The organism is uncultured Stenotrophomonas sp., assembly GCF_963519925.1.
GTDB lineage: Bacteria > Pseudomonadota > Gammaproteobacteria > Xanthomonadales > Xanthomonadaceae > Stenotrophomonas > Stenotrophomonas maltophilia_AE.
This window is the reverse complement of record NZ_CAUQPH010000084.1, coordinates 1-15920: the sequence shown is the minus strand read 5'-3', so window position 1 is coordinate 15920 and position 15920 is coordinate 1. Positions and strand designations below refer to the sequence as shown.

Below are 15920 nucleotides of genomic sequence, written 5' to 3'. Positions count from 1 at the left end.
GGGTGGCGGCGGTGGCCGCTCCGGCGGCGGCGGCGCCTCGGGAGGCTGGTGATGCGCATCTGGCGCCATCTGTCCGCGCCCTCGCTGTCGCGCACCTTCCCGCCGGAGCGCCTGCAGGCGATCACTGACGCGATCGCCGCCGGTGAGCGGCGCCACGATGGCCAGGTCATGTTCGCGGTGGAAGCCGACCTGCCGTGGCGGGCGCTCTGGCAGGGCGTCACCCCGCGCCAGCGCGCCGAGCACGCCTTCGCCCAGCTGCGCACCTGGGACACCGAACACAACAACGGCGTGCTGGTCTACCTGCTGCTCGCCGACCACGCCATCGAGCTGGTCGCCGACCGCGGCCTGCGCGGCAAGGTCGGCGAGGCGCAGTGGCAGGCGGTGTGCGCGCACATGCAGCAGCAGCTGCGCGACGGCACCCTGCAGGATGCGGTACTGCTGGCCATCGAAGAAGTCTCGGCGATACTGGCCGGGCACTATCCGCCCGGGTCGGGGTCGAAGGACGACGCCCTTCCGGACAGCCCCCAGCTACTTTGAGGTCGGTGGGCGGCCGTAGAATAGCCGCTTACCTGCAAGGCGCCGCCCATGATCTATTTCCACGATATCGACCCCATCGCCCTTTCGCTTGGGCCGGTCAAGGTGCACTGGTACGGCATCATGTACCTGCTCGGCTTCATGGCGGCCTGGTGGCTGGGGCGCCGGCGGATCGCGGCCGGGCGCCTGCCGGGGGTGGATGCCAATGGCTTCTCCGACCTGCTGTTCTACGCCATGCTCGGCGTGGTGGTGGGCGGCCGCGTCGGCTACATGCTGTTCTATGCCACCTCGGAATTCCTGCACAACCCGCTGCTGCTGTTCAAGGTGTGGGACGGCGGCATGAGCTTCCACGGCGGCCTGCTCGGCGTGCTGTTCGCCTCGTGGTACTGGTCGCGCAAGCACCGCCTGCACCTGGGCGACACCATCGACTTCATGGCGCCGCTGGTGCCACTCGGGCTCGGCTTCGGTCGCATCGGCAACTTCATCGGCGCCGAGCTCTGGGGCAAGTACACCGACGGCAGCTGGGGCGTGGTGTTCCCGTCCGGCCTGCCGGCACCGCTGAACCAGCTGGACCTGCCGGCCTTGCGCGAGCAGTTCGCCAGCGGCGCGCTCAATCAGTTCGCACGCCACCCCTCGCAGCTGTATGAAGCGCTGCTGGAAGGGCTGGTGATGTTCGCGGTGCTGTGGACGGTCTCGGCCAAGCCTCGCCAGCGCTACCTCATCTCGGGCCTGTTCGCGCTGATGTACGGCGTGTTCCGCTTCGCGGTGGAGTTCGTGCGCATGCCCGACAACGGCGTGTACCTCGCCTTCGACTGGTTCACCCGTGGCCAGCTGCTCAGCCTGCCGCTGGTCGCGCTGGGCGTGGTGCTGCTGGTGCTGTCGCGCCGCGCGCCGGTACTGCAGCCGGTGCTTCCCGCCGCGCCCGCCGCGGCCGGGAGCAAGGCATGAAAGCCTACCTGGACCTGCTGCGGCACGTGCTCGAGCACGGCAGCGAGAAATCCGACCGCACCGGCACCGGCACGCGCAGCGTGTTCGGCTGGCAGATGCGCTTCAACCTGGCCGACGGCTTTCCGCTGGTCACCACCAAGAAACTGCACCTGCGCTCGATCATCCATGAGCTGCTGTGGTTCCTGAAGGGCGATACCAACATTGGTTACCTGAAGGAGCACCAGGTCCGGATCTGGGACGAGTGGGCCGACGAAAACGGCGATCTCGGCCCGATATACGGCAAGCAGTGGCGCAGCTGGGCCACCGCCGACGGCGGCAGCATCGACCAGATGCAGTGGCTGGTGGACGAGATCAAGCGCAACCCGGATTCGCGCCGCCTGGTGGTCAGCGCCTGGAATGTCGGCGAGCTTTCGCAGATGGCGCTGATGCCCTGCCATAACCTGTTCCAGTTCTACGTGGTGGACGGCAAACTGAGCTGCCAGCTGTACCAGCGAAGCGGCGACATCTTCCTCGGCGTACCGTTCAACATCGCCAGCTATGCGCTGCTGACCCACATGGTGGCGCAGGCCACCGGGCTGGGCGTCGGCGATTTCGTGCACACCCTGGGTGATGCGCACCTGTATTCCAATCATTATGAGCAGGCCCGCGAGCAGCTGGCGCGCGAACCGCGCGCGCTGCCGACGCTGTGGTTGAACCCGGACGTGACCGACCTGTTCGGCTTCCAGTTCGACGACATCCGCATCGACGGCTACGACCCGCACCCGGCGATCAAGGCGCCGGTGGCGGTCTGAGGATGATGTTCACCAAGGAGGGATCCATGCACTCACACGTACTCGCGCTCGCCTGCGGCATCGCACTGTCTGCCCTCAGCGGCCTGGCCCAGGCAGGGGTCGTACAAGGCCCCGCCGGTCGGCTCACGCTGCCCGACGACATTGTCGCGTCCGTGGCGCCGGCCAACCCGGCGCATCCGAACCTGGCCACGAGCGTGGAGATCACCCTGACCGGCGAACGCCTGGATGCCGCGCGGCCGGTCACGCTCACCCTGAGCTGCGGGCCTGCGATCGGCCGACTTGATTCGGCGAAAGGCATGGAGATACTCGCGTCGGTGACCATCGAGCAGGACAAGACGCTGAAGCGCGCCAAAGGCAGTGGCTGGATCACCCTCGATGCGTTCCAGACCTATCGCAGCGAAGCCGCGCGCGCGGATGGGTCGCGGTTGACCCAGTGGCTGGTTCCACTGGTCGTTTCCTTCGCGTGGATCAAATTTGACCGGCCCGCAGGATCGCCCGTCGAGCAGGACGTGCTGGATGCCATCGCCGGGATGAAGGTGCTGTGCGGCCCCACGGCCAACAGAGGAGCGGAGTGATGCGGCTGTCGCTGATCGCCGCGCTGGACATGGATCATGGCATCGGTCATGAGAACCAGTTGCCGTGGCAGCTGCCGGACGACCTCAAGCGCTTCAAGGCACTGACGATGGGCAAGCCGATCCTGATGGGCCGCAGGACCGCGCAGTCGCTGGGCCGCGCGCTGCCGGGCCGGCCGAACCTGGTGTTGACGCGGTCGGGCGTGGTCCCGTTTGACGGCATGCGGGCAGTGAGCAGCATCGACGAAGCGCTGGCGTTCGCGGCCGATGCAGGCGCAGACGAGCTGTGCGTGATCGGTGGCGGCGAGATCTACCGCCTGGCGATGGCGCAGGCAACCGATCTGCACCTGACCTGGGTGGATACCCGGGTCGAGGCCGATACGCATTTCCCACCGGTAGATCTGCAGCAGTGGGTGGAAATCGGGCGCGAGCATCGTCCAGCCGACGCGAAGCACGCCGTTGCATTTGATTTCGTGGATTACGTACGGACCTGACGGCAGCATCACGGCGGTTGCGGTCGCTGATCTCCCAGGTATCGATCGACGCACGATCCTACAGATCAAGCCAAGGAAGCCCTGAACAACTTTGCACGAAATCTGATAGTAGTGCCGGCCGCTGGCCGGCAAGCTGGAGGTCCATCAGGGATACATCGAGGACCCATGCATGCAGCTGTCATTGGGGTGGCGATGTCGACGTGATCGAAGCCCTCCTGCGCATGATGCGCGGGAGCGAGCCGCAGGCGCAGCCAGAAGAGCTGAACGGGCGTCAAGCAGCCCTGACCCCGTGCCGAAGATGCAGGCGATGGAGAAGGCATGAGGTCGATCCGTGCGCACTTCCATATGGGACCGCGGCATGGATGAAGCCGTATGGGTTGAGGACTTGCACAAGGATTTTCCCGGCCATCCGAAGGCGCTGGCGGGCGTGTCCTTGGATGTGCGGCGAGGTCAATCGATTGCCATCGTAGGGCCAAATGGTTCGGGGAAGTCCACTCTGTTCAAGACCATCGTGGGCCTGATCGAACCCAGCCTGGGGCAGGTGCGCCTGCTCGGCCACCCTCTGCCGGGAGCGGGCAACAGTGGATTGGACCGTACCGGTATCCTGCTGGAAGGGCGGGCGAATCTGTACGAACGGCTGAGCATCCAGGAGAATTGCGATTACGCCTGCCGCCTCCGCGGGAAGCGTGTGGACCGACCCTATGTGCAGGCCTTGGCAGATCGGCTCGGCTTGACCGCATTGCAGCGACCGGTGCGTCGGCTGTCGACAGGAAATCGCCAGCGCGCGGCGCTGTTGTGTGCAGTGGCTCACCGGCCCGACCTGATCATGTTGGATGAACCGACGTTGGGTCTGGACGCCGAAGGAATCCAAGCCTTGCAGGTACTGCTGATGGACGAGCAGCAACGCGGTGCCAGCGTGATCACCATTTCCCATGATGCTGGCTTCGTTGCAGCTACCGCAGAACGCGTTGTCGGCATGGACGCTGGGCGCCGGGCATTTGAACGTACCGGCACTACGTCCACGGCGGCCGTGACGAGATTTCGGCTCACGGTGGAAGCCACGCACCCGTTGCCGTCGTCCGTCATGGCTGAGTTAACCGTCTATGACACATTCGCAGCACAGCTCAGCAGGTTGCAGGCGCTGTCGCGGATCTACCCCGACCTGCGACACGCCACTATCACCCCGCTGGCCTCGACCGCGGCGTCACCTGCAGGGGAAACGAAGGAAGTGCCATGAGACTGCTACGCCTGTGCCATGCGGAGGCCATGCTGCATCTGCATCGACAACGCCGTTATGCATTCGAGTTCCTGGCCAGCTCGCTCATCCTGCTGGCGGCGTTCGCCGGACTCGCCTACGGCATTGACTGGCTTCCCGATGCGGAGTTCCTGCCTGGGCAGTCATCATTGGCGATGGGGTTCGTGCTCTGGAGCTTCGCCAGTGCCGCCTACAGCGGTATCGCGGGTGAGACCGCCGAAGAGGTCCGCGGTCGCACCCTGGAGCAGCTTTGCGTGGTGGCGCGGCCACTTGCGGTGGTGCTGTTGGTGCGTTGTGGCCTGCAGATCGTCGGCGCCTTGCTGGGTAGCCTGGTGCTGTTGCACGTGACCTTCTGGATCGTCGGACGAACCGTCGATGTTCCCACTGCCCCGCTGGTCGCGATTCTGCTGATATCGGCGCCCTCGTTGGTCGGCCTGGGATTGATCATGGGCGGTCTGAGCGTCCTGTTCAAACAGGCGGAAGCGGCCAATGCGCTGATGCTGCTTGGAATCGTCGCCCTTGTCGGCATGCAGGCCTATCCAGCCGATGTGCCGGCATTGCTACCCTTCAGCCATGCCGCGGCCTGGATCATCGCCGAGCAAGGTGCACTCACACTGGCGGGCCAGTGGCCGCGCCTACTGTTCGTTGCAGGCAATGCCTGGGCCTACCTCGGGGCCGGCATGATCGTGTTCGGCGCCTGTTACCGCGCGGCGCGGCGACGCGGCACCCTGGGCCATAGCTGAGCCGGGGTGCGGAGACATTCACAGACCTGGGTTCTTACGCCTTCGCCTGCAGCCGGGCAAAGCCCGGCTCTACGCCATAGTCGGCGTACCATCGCCTGCATTCCCGGCCGGCTCGCGCGGCTGGCCGGGCTGTCGCTGTTGATTTTGGCGTGGACTGCGGACATGTTGCTGGCCTTGGCGCGGCCCACGCGGCGGACGTCCGCTACTGGGCGAGTCGCCGTCGGCGTTGCTGCGCCGTGCCGGCGGGCGCGGCGGGGTGACCGGCTTGGGCACATCGCGGCCGGGAACCTGGACGACGCGCAGTTCCTCGGTATCCAGCTGCAGCGCGGTGAGCTTGCCGCCCCAGACCGCACCGGTGTCGATCGCGTGCACGCCTTGGGTGATGGTCAGGCCCAGCGCCGACCAGTGACCGCAGACGATCTTCAGGTCGCGCTCGACCCGACCCGGCACCTCGAACCAGGGGTACAGCCCCTGTTCCTGCGTGCCCGGCGTGCCCTTGTCCTCGATCCCGATCCGGCCGCGAGGCGTGCAGTAACGCATGCGCGTGAGCAGGTTGATGATCGCGCGCGAACGGTCGTAGCCCGACAGTCCCGGCGACCACACCGGCTTGTCGCCGTACATGTTGCGGAACAGCTTGCGGTAGCCGCTGCCATGCAGCTGCTGCTCGACCTCCCGCGCATGCTTCTCCGCCAACTGCGTGGTCCACTTCGGGGCCAGCCCCGCGTGCACCATCATCCAGCCCAGTTCGCGGTCCACGTGCACCAGCTTCTGCAGGCGCAGCCAGTCCAGCAGCGTGTCGCGGTCCTCCGCCTGCACGATCCGCAGCAGGTCCGGGTTGACCTTGCGCTGCTCCTCCTCGGAGCGCGCGCCCACCGCCAGCAACGACAGGTCGTGGTTGCCCAGCACCACCACGCTGTGCTCACGCAGCGAATGCACCAGCCGCAGCGTTTCCAGCGACTGCCCGCCGCGGTTGACCAGGTCGCCGCAGAACCACAGTTTGTCCACCGCCGGGTCGAAGCGGATCTTCTCCAGCAGGCGCTGGGTCACTTCATAACAGCCCTGCAGGTCGCCGATGGCCCAGACACTCATGCGTGCGCCTCCATCAGTGCAGCGTGCGCGGAATGGTCAACACGAACGGTGCGATCGGGGCCGCGAACTCGGTGCCATCGTCGGCCACCATGTCGTAATGCCCCTGCATCGTGCCGTGTTCCGTTTCCAGCATGACACCGGAGGTGTAACGGAAGTCTTCACCCGGACGCAGCCGCGGCTGCTCACCGATCACCCCGTCACCGTCCACGTGCTCGACCCGGCCATTGCCATCGGTGATCCGCCAGTGCCGCGCCACCAGCCGTGCCGCCACGCGGCCCCGGTTGTGGATGCGGATCGTATAGGCGAAAGCATAGCGTCCGTCCTCGGGCGTGGACTGGTCATCCAGGAAGCGTGGCGCGACCTCGACCGAGATCGCATAGTTTGCAGCGTCGTTCATGCGGGCAGTGTAGAGGGTGTTTCAATCTTCCGCGCGCGGCACATTGGCCAGCGCGATGAACTGGGCGACGTCCAGCTGCTCGGCGCGCGCATCGCTGCGCACTCCGGCCGCCTCGAACTGCTCCGGCGTGACCACCCCGTTGAGCGCGTTGCGCAGCGTCTTGCGGCGCTGCCCGAATGCGGACCGGACCACCTCGGCAAAGCGCTTGCGGTCGATGATGCCGACCGTGGCCGGGTCGCGCGGCACCAGTCGCACCACCGCCGAATCCACTTTCGGCGGCGGCCGGAACGCACCCGGCGGCACCACGAACAGCGAGGTCACCCTGCACCAGGCCTGCAGCATCACGCTGAGGCGGCCATAGACCTTGCTGCCCGGCTCGGCCGCCATGCGGTCGACCACTTCCTTCTGCAGCATGAAATGCATGTCGCGGATCACCGCCGCATGCTCCATCGCATGGAACAGGATCGGCGAGGAAATGTTGTAGGGCAGGTTGCCGACCATCCGGATCTGGCCGTCGCCGGCCAGCTCGGTGAAGTTCACCTGCAGCACGTCGCGGTGCACGATGGTCAGCTCGCCCAGCGGCGCCGCAGCCGCGGTCAACGGCGCGATCAGGTCGCGGTCGAACTCGATCACGGTCAGGCGCGGATGGCGACGCAGCAGCGGCAGGGTGATCGCACCCTGGCCCGGTCCGATTTCGACCAGGCGGTCGTCATCCTTCGGATTGACCGCCAGCACGATCTTGTCGATGTAGCTGCGGTCGGCCAGGAAATGCTGGCCCAGCTGCTTTTTCGCCGGGGCGGTGAAGCCAGGCGCGGAGGGGGAATGCGGAGAAGTCATGCGCTCATTTTAAGTTGCCTGGCCAGCCGGGCGCACAAGGCGGTCGCGGCGAGCAGGCTGGAAGGGTCGGCGATGCCGTGGCCGGCCAGTTCCAGCGCCGTGCCGTGGTCCACCGCCACGCGCGGGTAGGGCAGGCCGAGGGTGATGTTCACGGCCTGCTCGAAGCCGCTGTACTTCAGCACCGGCAGGCCCTGGTCGTGGTACATCGCCAGCACCGTGTCGAACCCGGCCAGCTTCTGCGGCAGGAACGCGGTGTCGGCCGGCAGCGGCCCGACCAGGTCCATGCCCCCGGCGCGCAGGCGCTCCAGCAGCGGTATCACCAGGTCCAGTTCTTCGCGGCCGAGGTGGCCGTCTTCACCGGCGTGCGGGTTCAGTCCCAGCACCGCGATCCGCGGCGCGGCGATGCCGAACTGGTCGCGCAGGGCGCCGTGCACGGTGTGCAGGGTGGCCGCCAGGCCGTCGGCGGTGATCGCGTCGGCCACCGCGCGCAGGGGCAGGTGGGTGGTGGCCAGGGCCACGCGGACGATGTCGTTGGCCAGCATCATCACCACCTGCACGCCGGCCTGGTCGGCCAGCAGTTCGGTGGTGCCGCTGTAGGCGATCCCGCCCTGGTTGATCACCGCCTTGTGCACCGGGCCGGTCACCACCCCGTCCACGCGTCCGTCCAGGCAGGCCTGGCCGGCCTGGAGCAGGGCACCGATCACCGCCCCCGCATTGGCCGGGTCGGGATGGCCAAAGCGCGACGGGACCGCATTGCGCACCTCGCACAACGGCAGATCGCCCGGCTCGCGGGCGATCGCATCTTCAGGCAGCAGGTTCAGCGGCAACGCCAGCGCGGACGCCGCCGCACGCAGCGTGTCCGGATCGGCGAAGGCCAGCAGCCGGCAATCGGTGCGCGGCTGCTGGATCAGGCGCAGGCAGAGTTCCGGGCCGATCCCGGCGGGCTCGCCCGGTACCAGAGCGAGCTGCGGGATCATCGGCGACGCTCTCAGGGCTTGGCGGGCGCCGGGGCCGGGGTGGCCTGGGCGCGATCGCCTGTGCGCAGGTCCACGTAGGCTTCGCCACGCAGTTCCTGCAGGTACCGGTTGTATTCCTCTTCCAGCTTGCGGCGACCGATGGTCTCGCGGATCTGGGCGCGCTTGTTGTCGGCGCCGGCGTCGGTCTGGCGGGTGGCCACGCGTTCCACGATGTGCCAGCCCGCGTCGGTGCGGAACGGCTGGCTGACACCGCCGTCGGTGAGCCCGCTGACCTGCCGGCCGAAGTCCGCGCCGAAGGCGTCGACCGGGAACCAGCCGAGGTCGCCGCCCTGGCCCTTGGTGTTGTTGTCTTCGGAAGACTCCTTGGCCACGGCCTGGAAGTCCGCGCCGCCGGCGATGCGTGCACGCAGGGTGTCGATCTTGGCCTTGGCGGCGGCGTTGTCCTGCTGGTCGTTGACCCGGATCAGGATGTGCCGGCCGTGGTATTCGGTGATGGTCTGGCCGCCGGCGGCGGCACTGGCATCACGCACTTCGACCAGCTTGAGCAGCTGGAAACCGCTCGGGCCGCGCAGCGGGCCGACCACGTCACCGGCCTTCATGCTGGTCATCATCTGGGCGAAGGCGCCCGGGATCTCGTCCAGCGAACGCCAGCCGAGGTCGCCGCCTTCCAGCGCGTTGGGGCTGTCGGAATAGCGCACGGCGGCAGCGTTGAAGTCCAGCTCGCCCTTGTCCAGCAGCGCCTTGACGCCGTCGACCTTCTTCTGGCCGGTGGCGATCTGGTCGGCGGTGGCGCCTTCCGGCAGCGCGATCAGGATGTGTGCCAGGTGGTACTGGGTGCCGGCGGTGGCTTCCTGCTTCATCGCCGCATCCACTTCGCCTTCGCTGACGCTGATGCGGCTCTGCGCGAAGCTCTGGCGCAGGCGCTGCACGGTGATCTCGTCGCGGACCGAATTGCGGAAGTCGTTGAAATCCAGGCCGTCGGCGGCCAGGCGCTGGCGCAGGGCGTCCAGGTTGGAGCCGTTCTGCTGGGCGATCGAGTTCAACGCCTGGTTGAGTTCCTGGTCGCTGACCTTGATGCCGCTGCCCTCGGCGCGCGCCACCTGCAGCTTGACCAGCACCAGGCGCTCCAGCACCTGGCGGTTCAGCACGTCATCGGGCGGCAGCTGGGCTTCCCGTCCGGCGTACTGGGCCTTGATGTTCTGGACGGCGCGGTCCAGCTCGCTCTGCAGCACCACGTCCTCGTCGACGATGGCGGCGATGCGGTCCAGCGACTGGGTCTGCTGGGCCAGCACCTGCAACGGCGCGGCAACGGTGGTGACGGCAAGGACGGAGGCGAGGAGGACGGGAAGGGTCTTGGTCATGGGATCAGGTTCGGATCGTAGTCATCGCGCGTGGGCGCACCGGTAGTGCTGGGCGGCACGAGATAGAGGTCGTCCCGGTAATAGCCGAGAATAGCACGGCGCAAAGTGCGGTCCGTGTTCTGGCCGATGGAGCTCAGGCCCTTGAGCACGAACTCGATCTGGAACGAATTGTTCAGCTCACCTTCGCGGTTGCGCACGTAGCGGCGGGCCAGGGCGCGCACCGCCAGGCAGCAGCTGTCCCACTGCACGCCGCCGATGATTTCCAGCGGTGCCTTGTCTTCCAGCGAGTAGTAGTAACGCCCGACCACGCTCCAGGTGGCATTGATCGGGTACAGGAAGGACAGGTCGACCTGCTCCAGCAGGGTCCGCTCTTCCTTGGTCGCGGTCGCCGGGGCGGCCGAATTGAGGCGGTGTCGATAGGTCAGGTTGACGATGCCGTCGTTGGACATCAGGTACCGCGCACGCACGCTGGCCAGGTCCTCGCGCTTGTACTTGGGATCCCACTGGTAGGTGGCGCCCAGGTTCCAGCGGTCATTGATGGCGTAGTTGGCGTCGGCGATCCAGGCCGACTTGCCCTGTTCGATCTGGGCCTGCTGGCCCGGCAGGGTGACGCGCGAATCATCGAAGTACAGGATCTGGCCGATGCTGCCGGAGAACCGCTCGCGTCCGGTGGTCTGGTCGATGAAGCGGGTGCTCAGCGCCATGGTCAGCTGGTTGGCGTCGTTCTGGCGGTCGGCGCCGGTGTAGCGCGAGTCGCGGAACAGCTGGCCCCAGCTGAAGGTGAAGTCGCGGGTATCGAAGATCGGCAGGTCGCTCTGGTCCCGGTACGGCGTGCGCAGATAGAACAGGCGCGGTTCCAGGGTGTGCAGGAAGCCCTTCCCGTTGATGGTGGTTTCGCGGTCGAAGAACATGCCGGCGTCGAGGCTGGCGATCGGCACGCTGCGATGCGGCGAGGTATTGCCACGCAGCTGATCGGGGGTGAGCGTGGCCGGGTCGACACCGGCGTCGCGGAACGCCTGCAGCCGGGTCTGGACGGCCAGGCCGCGGTCCAGCTCATACCCGGTGTAGCGGTAGGCCAGGGTCGGGGTGACATACCAGGACGCGCCGGCAAACGGCAGCGACACGTACGGTTTAACGTCCAGGCGCGAGCCGTTGTAATACGGGGTCACGATGCCGTTCGATTCGTAGTCCTGCTCGGGACCAAACTTGCCGACGACATCATCGTGGGTGAAGTGCACCGCCTCGGCGTACACGCCCACTTCCAGCCACGGCAGCAGCGGCTTGTCCCAGGTGCCGAACAGGCGCGGCTGGCGCGCGTAGGGCAGCGAGGCTTCGGTCAGGGTGTAGTCGGTGTTCTGCCAGTAGTCGGCCATCAGGCCGCCACTCCAGTTCTCGCCGGTTCCGTAGATGCCGACCTGGCTCTGCAGGCTGGTGGTGGCTACCCCCAGCAGCTTGCTGGAGAAGTCTTCGGTATAGCGTTCGTCGGTGACCCAGGCGATGTTGGCGCGCGCCTGCCAGGTCGGATTGAGGTTGTGGTAGCCCTGGTACTCGACCTGGCCGCGATCCTTGTCGCGCAGCTTGTCATTGGGCAGGTAGGCGGTCTGCAGCTCGCCACGGCCGCCGTCGTAGAGATAGCGGAACTCGTTGTCGAGCATCAGGCCACGCTTGCTCATGTAGCGCGGGGTCAGGGTGTCGTCGTAGTTCGGCGCCAGGTTGAAGTAGATCGGCTGGGCGTAATCGAAGCCGTTGCGCCCGGACAGGCCCAGCTGCGGGTAGAGCAGGCCGGTCTGGCGGCGGTCGTCGATCGGGAACTTGAAGTACGGGGCCCACAATACCGGCACCTTGCCGATCCGCAGCACGGCGTTGCGCGCGGTGCCGAAGCCTTCGTCATTGTCCACCTCGATCTGCGGCGCCGACAGCTTCCACACCGGCTGCGAGGGATCGCAGGTGGTGTAGGTGGAGCGGTGCATCTGCCCGACCGAGCCCTGCAGGTCGATCGAGTCGGCGCCACCATGGCCGCGCCGCGAGACCAGCTGGTACTGGATGTCGCTGATCTTGTGGGTGTCCGCTTCCTGGTTGCCCTCGGCACGCTTGGCGGTCATCCGGATCGAGGCGTCCTGGTAGCGGACGTTGCCTTCGGCAATGTAGTTGCCGCTTTCGGTGTCGAAGCTCAGGTGGTCGGTGCCCAGGAACTGGTCGCCGCGCTTGAGCGCCACATTGCCCTGGTATTGCGGCACGGTGCTGGTGCCGGACAGGGTGTCGCCTTCGATGTCGGTGGGCTGCTGGTCGCGGGTTTCCGCCGCGGCCTTGTCCGCCGCAGGGGCGTCCTGGAAGGCCGGCAGGACATCGGTGACGGGACACAGGCCCCAGTTCACCGGTTTCTCGTCGGCCATGGCCGGCAGGCAGATGGCGATGCTCAGGGGGAGAGGCAGCAGGCGGAGGGCTCGGCGCACGCGGGATTCGGATTCAGGCGAAAACGGATCGTAGCTTGCCCCATCCCTTGCATAGGGGCAATGAAGGCTTACGGCCGGGTGGGGGCCGGGTTCATGGTTCCAGCATCGCGCCTGCGTGCGCGACGCTGCACTCGGCCAGCGCCTGCAGGTCGTAACCGCCCTCCAGCATCGACACCATGCGCCCGGCCGCATGGCGCCGGGCCAGCGCGCGCAGCTCGGTGGTGAGCCAGCCGAAGTCCTCGGTTTCCACCATCAGGTCGGCCTGTGGGTCGCGCAGGTGCGCGTCGAACCCTGCCGACACCAGCAGCAACTGCGGACGGAAGTCATCGATTGCCGGCAGCATCTCGTCGGCCCAGGTGTTGCGGAACCGGAAGCTGCCGCTGCCCGGCGGCAGCAGGATGTTGAGCAGGTTGCCGGCCCCGCGGTCGCGGCGCAGCCCCGAATGCGGGAACAGGCCGGCCTGGTGGGTGCTGTAGTACGCCACCCGCGGGTCGGCCACGAAGATGTCCTGGGTGCCGTTGCCGTGGTGCACGTCGAAATCGACGATCGCGATGCGCTCCAGCCCATGCCTGTCGCGCGCATAGGCGGCGGCGATGGCGATGTTGTTGAACAGGCAGAAGCCCATTGCGGTGCTGGCGGTGGCGTGGTGGCCGGGTGGCCGCACCGCGCAGAAGGCCAGCGGATCATCGCCCAGCATCACCGCATCGACGGCCGCGACGCCGGCGCCGGCGGCATGCAGCGCGGCGCTGGCCGAACCGGGCGAGGTCATCGTGTCCATGTCGATCAGGCGCAGGGGCTCGGTCTGCGGCGCCAGCACCAGGTCGATCAGTTCGTTGTCATGCACCCGCGCCAGCTCGCCAAACTTGGCCGGCGGTGCCTGGCGCCAGTCCAGCCGGTCCGGATAGGCTGCGTGCAGGGCGTCGAGCACCACCTGCAGGCGCTGCGGGCTTTCGGGATGGCCCGGGCCGGGGTCATGGTGCAGACAGGCGGGGTGGGTGAAAACCAGCATGCGGACGGGGTTCCGGGCGGTGGGGGTGCTCAGCCGTGGCGGCGGGCGTGCTGCCACAGCACCTCGCCGTGGCCGTCGGCGCGGGCCAGTACGCGCGCCAGGACGAACAGCAGGTCGGACAGCCGGTTGAGGTAATGCAGCGCTTCGGCGCGGACCGCTTCCTGGCGCGCCAGGGTCACCGTTTCGCGTTCGGCCCGGCGCACGATGGTGCGGGCCAGGTGGCAGCGTGCGGCGGCCTCGCCGCCACCGGGCAGGATGAACTCCTTCAGCGCCGGCAACGTGGCGTTGTAGTGGTCCAGCTGCTGTTCCAGCGCGGCCACGTCGGTGGCCTGGATGGCGGCATGGCCGGGAATGCACAGCTCGCCGCCGAGGTCGAACAGCTGGTGCTGGACCGTGGTCAGCAGCGCACGGACATCATCGGGCAGGGCGACGGCAAGCAACACGCCGAGCGCCGAGTTGGCCTCGTCGACGCTGCCGAAGGCGTTGACCCGGGCCGCATCCTTGGCCACGCGGCTGCCGTCGCCCAGGCCGGTGCTGCCGTCGTCGCCGGTACGGGTGTAGATGCGCGAAAGCCGGTTGCCCATGCGCGCCGCGCTCAGTGCAGCACGTCGCGGCGGGCCTGCAGCAGCTTGAGCACCTGTTCGGTGGCCAGCTGCAACGCGGCGGCCAGGCCGACATAGATCGCGGCGGTACGCAGGTAGGGCAGGAACCAGTCCGCGTAGTTCGTCGCCCAGCCAGCCAGGGTGGGGGACGCCACCACGTCGCTGGCCCAGTAGAAACCGCTCTGCGCGAACAGGTGGCAGACCGCCACGGCGGCCACCAGCAGCGCCGCGGCCCTGGCCAAGGCGGTCCAGTCGGCACCGGCGTAGCCCTGGCGCAGCAACGCACCGCCGGCCCACATCGCCAGGTAGGCCGGCACCAGCATCGCCGTGCCCGGCGATACGCAGTAATGCTGCCAGTAGCCGATGCCGCTGGCGCGGATCACCAGCACGTCGATGACGATGGCCAGCACCATCAGCAGCGGGAACGCCCAGCGCGTCCAGCTGCGCAGGTGGAAGCCGGCGATGAAGAACACCGCCCACGAGGCGTCGGGGATCGCGGCGAAATGGTTGACCCGGGTCGCGGCCATCAGCAGCACGAGCACGAACAGGATGAAGGCGCGTTGGGCGGTGTGGGTCATGGGCGCGGGCGTCGGGGGTCCAGCGTTCATTCTAGCGCCTGCCACCCCGGGGCGTAGCGGGGCCGCACGCACTATCATGGGCGGCATGAGTGAACGTCATGACGTAGTGATCATCGGTGGCGGGCTGGTCGGCGCCAGCCTGGCCATCGCCCTGGACCGGGCCGGCCGCAACGTCGCGCTGGTCGAGGCCGCGCCGGCCGGTGCGCTGCCGCCGGTGTTCGACCAGCGCAACCTCAGCTTCGCCGCCGCCACGGTCAATGCGCTGACCGCGCTCGGGGTGATGCAGCTGCTGGGCTCGGCGCCCGGTCCGATCACCCGCATCCAGGTCAGTCGCGCCGGCGATTTCGGCCGCGTGCAGATGGACTCGGCGCAGTACCAGCGGCCGTTCTTCGGCCAGGTGGTGGTGGCCCGCGATTTCGGCCAGGCGCTGGAAACGCGCCTGCTGGGGCTGCGGCACCTGACCCGCTACCGCCCGGCGCGCTTCCTGCGCCTGGGCGCGACGGTGGACGGCCATCGGCAGGTGTTCATTGCCGACGACAGCGGCGAGCGCTGCCTGCTGGCACGCCTGGTGGTGGGCGCCGACGGCACCCGCAGCGGCGTGCGCGACGCGCTGGGCATCGGCGTGGACGAGCACGATTTCCAGCAGACCCTGTTCGTGGCCCGCGTGCGCTCGGCACGCGCCCCCGATGGCACCGCCTACGAGCGGTTCACCGATTCGGGCCCGACCGCGCTGCTGCCGCGCGGCGACCGCCACCATGGCGCGGTGCACGGCGTGGCCCGCGACCAGGCCGATGCGGTGCTGGCGCTGGACGATGCGGCGTGGCTGCAGCGGCTGCAGCAGGCCATCGGCTGGCGCGCCGGCCGCCTGCTGGAAAGCGGGCCGCGCAGTGCCTATCCGCTGGTGCAGGTGCTGGCACAGGCACGGATCGGCGAGCGCGCGGTGCTGCTGGGCAATGCCGCGCAGACCATCCATCCGCTTGGCGCGCAGGGCTTCAACCTGGGGCTGCGCGATGCGCTGACCCTCGCCGAGCTGCTGGAGACGGCGTCGGACCCGGGCAGCGATGCCCTGCTGCAGGCGCATGTGGCGCGTCGCGAGGAAGACCGCGCGCAGACCATCGCCTTCTCCGGCGGGCTGGCACGGCTGACCAGCAACCCGGCGCCGCTGCTGCGACCCCTGCGCAGCCTGGGCCTGCTGGCCGCCCAGGCCACCTCGATGCAGTCGCTGCTGGTTGGCTGTGCGATGGGCTTCCGTGGCGAGGTCCCGGCTATGTGCCTGGGCG

17 protein-coding genes are annotated in these 15920 nt (G+C 67.9%); 8 read left to right on the top strand and 9 right to left on the bottom strand.

Going from position 1 to position 15920, the window contains the following annotated elements; all coding sequences use genetic code 11:
* The first annotated feature begins 51 nt into the window (after nt 1–51).
* The 7 genes from RWO33_RS13950 to RWO33_RS13920 all read left to right on the top strand — a co-directional run bounded on the left by RWO33_RS13950 (nt 52) and on the right by RWO33_RS13920 (nt 5337).
* Nucleotides 52–537, top strand: a complete 486-nt coding sequence (locus tag RWO33_RS13950) for a TPM domain-containing protein (RefSeq protein WP_314105623.1) — start codon at nt 52–54, stop codon at nt 535–537.
* Between the two features lie 48 nt (nt 538–585).
* Complete coding sequence (lgt, locus tag RWO33_RS13945) at nt 586–1482, top strand: prolipoprotein diacylglyceryl transferase (RefSeq protein ID WP_314105622.1); 897 nt, start codon at nt 586–588, stop codon at nt 1480–1482.
* Nucleotides 1479–2273 (top strand): thymidylate synthase, encoded by a 795-nt coding sequence (locus tag RWO33_RS13940; RefSeq protein WP_314105620.1) that lies wholly within the window; start codon nt 1479–1481, stop codon nt 2271–2273. The genes lgt and RWO33_RS13940 overlap by 4 nt, the downstream gene beginning before the upstream one ends.
* Nucleotides 2274–2299: 26 nt before the next feature.
* Nucleotides 2300–2848 carry a hypothetical protein gene (locus tag RWO33_RS13935; protein WP_314105619.1) on the top strand — a complete coding sequence of 183 codons (549 nt, stop codon included), beginning with the start codon at nt 2300–2302 and terminating at the stop codon, nt 2846–2848.
* Complete coding sequence (locus RWO33_RS13930; RefSeq protein ID WP_314105617.1) at nt 2848–3339, top strand: dihydrofolate reductase; 492 nt, start codon at nt 2848–2850, stop codon at nt 3337–3339. The genes RWO33_RS13935 and RWO33_RS13930 overlap by 1 nt, the downstream gene beginning before the upstream one ends.
* 358 nt (nt 3340–3697) lie before the next feature.
* A complete protein-coding gene (locus RWO33_RS13925; RefSeq protein WP_314105615.1) occupies nt 3698–4576 on the top strand; it encodes an ABC transporter ATP-binding protein in 879 nt (292 codons plus the stop codon).
* On the top strand, nt 4573–5337 hold the full coding sequence (locus tag RWO33_RS13920; RefSeq protein WP_314105613.1) for a hypothetical protein: 765 nt from the start codon (nt 4573–4575) through the stop codon (nt 5335–5337). The genes RWO33_RS13925 and RWO33_RS13920 overlap by 4 nt, the downstream gene beginning before the upstream one ends.
* Before the next feature lie 69 nt (nt 5338–5406).
* On the opposite strand, the gene RWO33_RS13915 is transcribed toward RWO33_RS13920, so the two are convergent.
* The 9 genes from RWO33_RS13915 to RWO33_RS13875 all read right to left on the bottom strand — a co-directional run bounded on the left by RWO33_RS13915 (nt 5407) and on the right by RWO33_RS13875 (nt 14640).
* A complete protein-coding gene (locus RWO33_RS13915; RefSeq protein ID WP_314105611.1) occupies nt 5407–6426 on the bottom strand; it encodes a symmetrical bis(5'-nucleosyl)-tetraphosphatase in 1020 nt (339 codons plus the stop codon).
* Between the two features lie 13 nt (nt 6427–6439).
* Nucleotides 6440–6823: a Co2+/Mg2+ efflux protein ApaG gene (gene apaG / locus RWO33_RS13910; RefSeq protein ID WP_145481570.1), complete on the bottom strand. Its 384-nt coding sequence runs from the start codon at nt 6821–6823 to the stop codon at nt 6440–6442.
* A gap of 21 nt (nt 6824–6844) precedes the next feature.
* On the bottom strand, nt 6845–7660 hold the full coding sequence (rsmA, locus tag RWO33_RS13905; protein ID WP_314105608.1) for a 16S rRNA (adenine(1518)-N(6)/adenine(1519)-N(6))-dimethyltransferase RsmA: 816 nt from the start codon (nt 7658–7660) through the stop codon (nt 6845–6847).
* Entirely contained in the window at nt 7657–8637 is a 981-nt protein-coding gene (pdxA, locus tag RWO33_RS13900; RefSeq protein ID WP_314105607.1) for a 4-hydroxythreonine-4-phosphate dehydrogenase PdxA, read from the bottom strand. The genes rsmA and pdxA overlap by 4 nt, the downstream gene beginning before the upstream one ends.
* 11 nt (nt 8638–8648) lie before the next feature.
* Entirely contained in the window at nt 8649–9998 is a 1350-nt protein-coding gene (locus tag RWO33_RS13895) for a peptidylprolyl isomerase (RefSeq protein WP_314105605.1), read from the bottom strand.
* Nucleotides 9995–12451 (bottom strand): LPS-assembly protein LptD, encoded by a 2457-nt coding sequence (gene lptD / locus RWO33_RS13890; RefSeq protein WP_314105603.1) that lies wholly within the window; start codon nt 12449–12451, stop codon nt 9995–9997. The genes RWO33_RS13895 and lptD overlap by 4 nt, the downstream gene beginning before the upstream one ends.
* A 91-nt stretch (nt 12452–12542) precedes the next feature.
* Nucleotides 12543–13460, bottom strand: coding sequence for a histone deacetylase family protein (locus RWO33_RS13885; RefSeq protein WP_314105601.1), 918 nt, complete (start codon nt 13458–13460; stop codon nt 12543–12545).
* A 29-nt stretch (nt 13461–13489) separates the two neighbouring features.
* The gene (locus tag RWO33_RS13880; RefSeq protein WP_314105599.1) at nt 13490–14044 is read right to left on the bottom strand and encodes a cob(I)yrinic acid a,c-diamide adenosyltransferase; all 555 of its coding nucleotides are present in this window, start codon (nt 14042–14044) and stop codon (nt 13490–13492) included.
* 11 nt (nt 14045–14055) lie between these two features.
* A complete protein-coding gene (locus tag RWO33_RS13875) occupies nt 14056–14640 on the bottom strand; it encodes a hypothetical protein (protein ID WP_314105597.1) in 585 nt (194 codons plus the stop codon).
* An 85-nt stretch (nt 14641–14725) separates the two neighbouring features.
* Between RWO33_RS13875 and ubiH the strand changes: the two genes are divergently transcribed.
* Nucleotides 14726–15920: 2-octaprenyl-6-methoxyphenyl hydroxylase (ubiH, locus tag RWO33_RS13870; protein WP_314105595.1), on the top strand; the 1195-nt coding region annotated here is incomplete at its 3' end.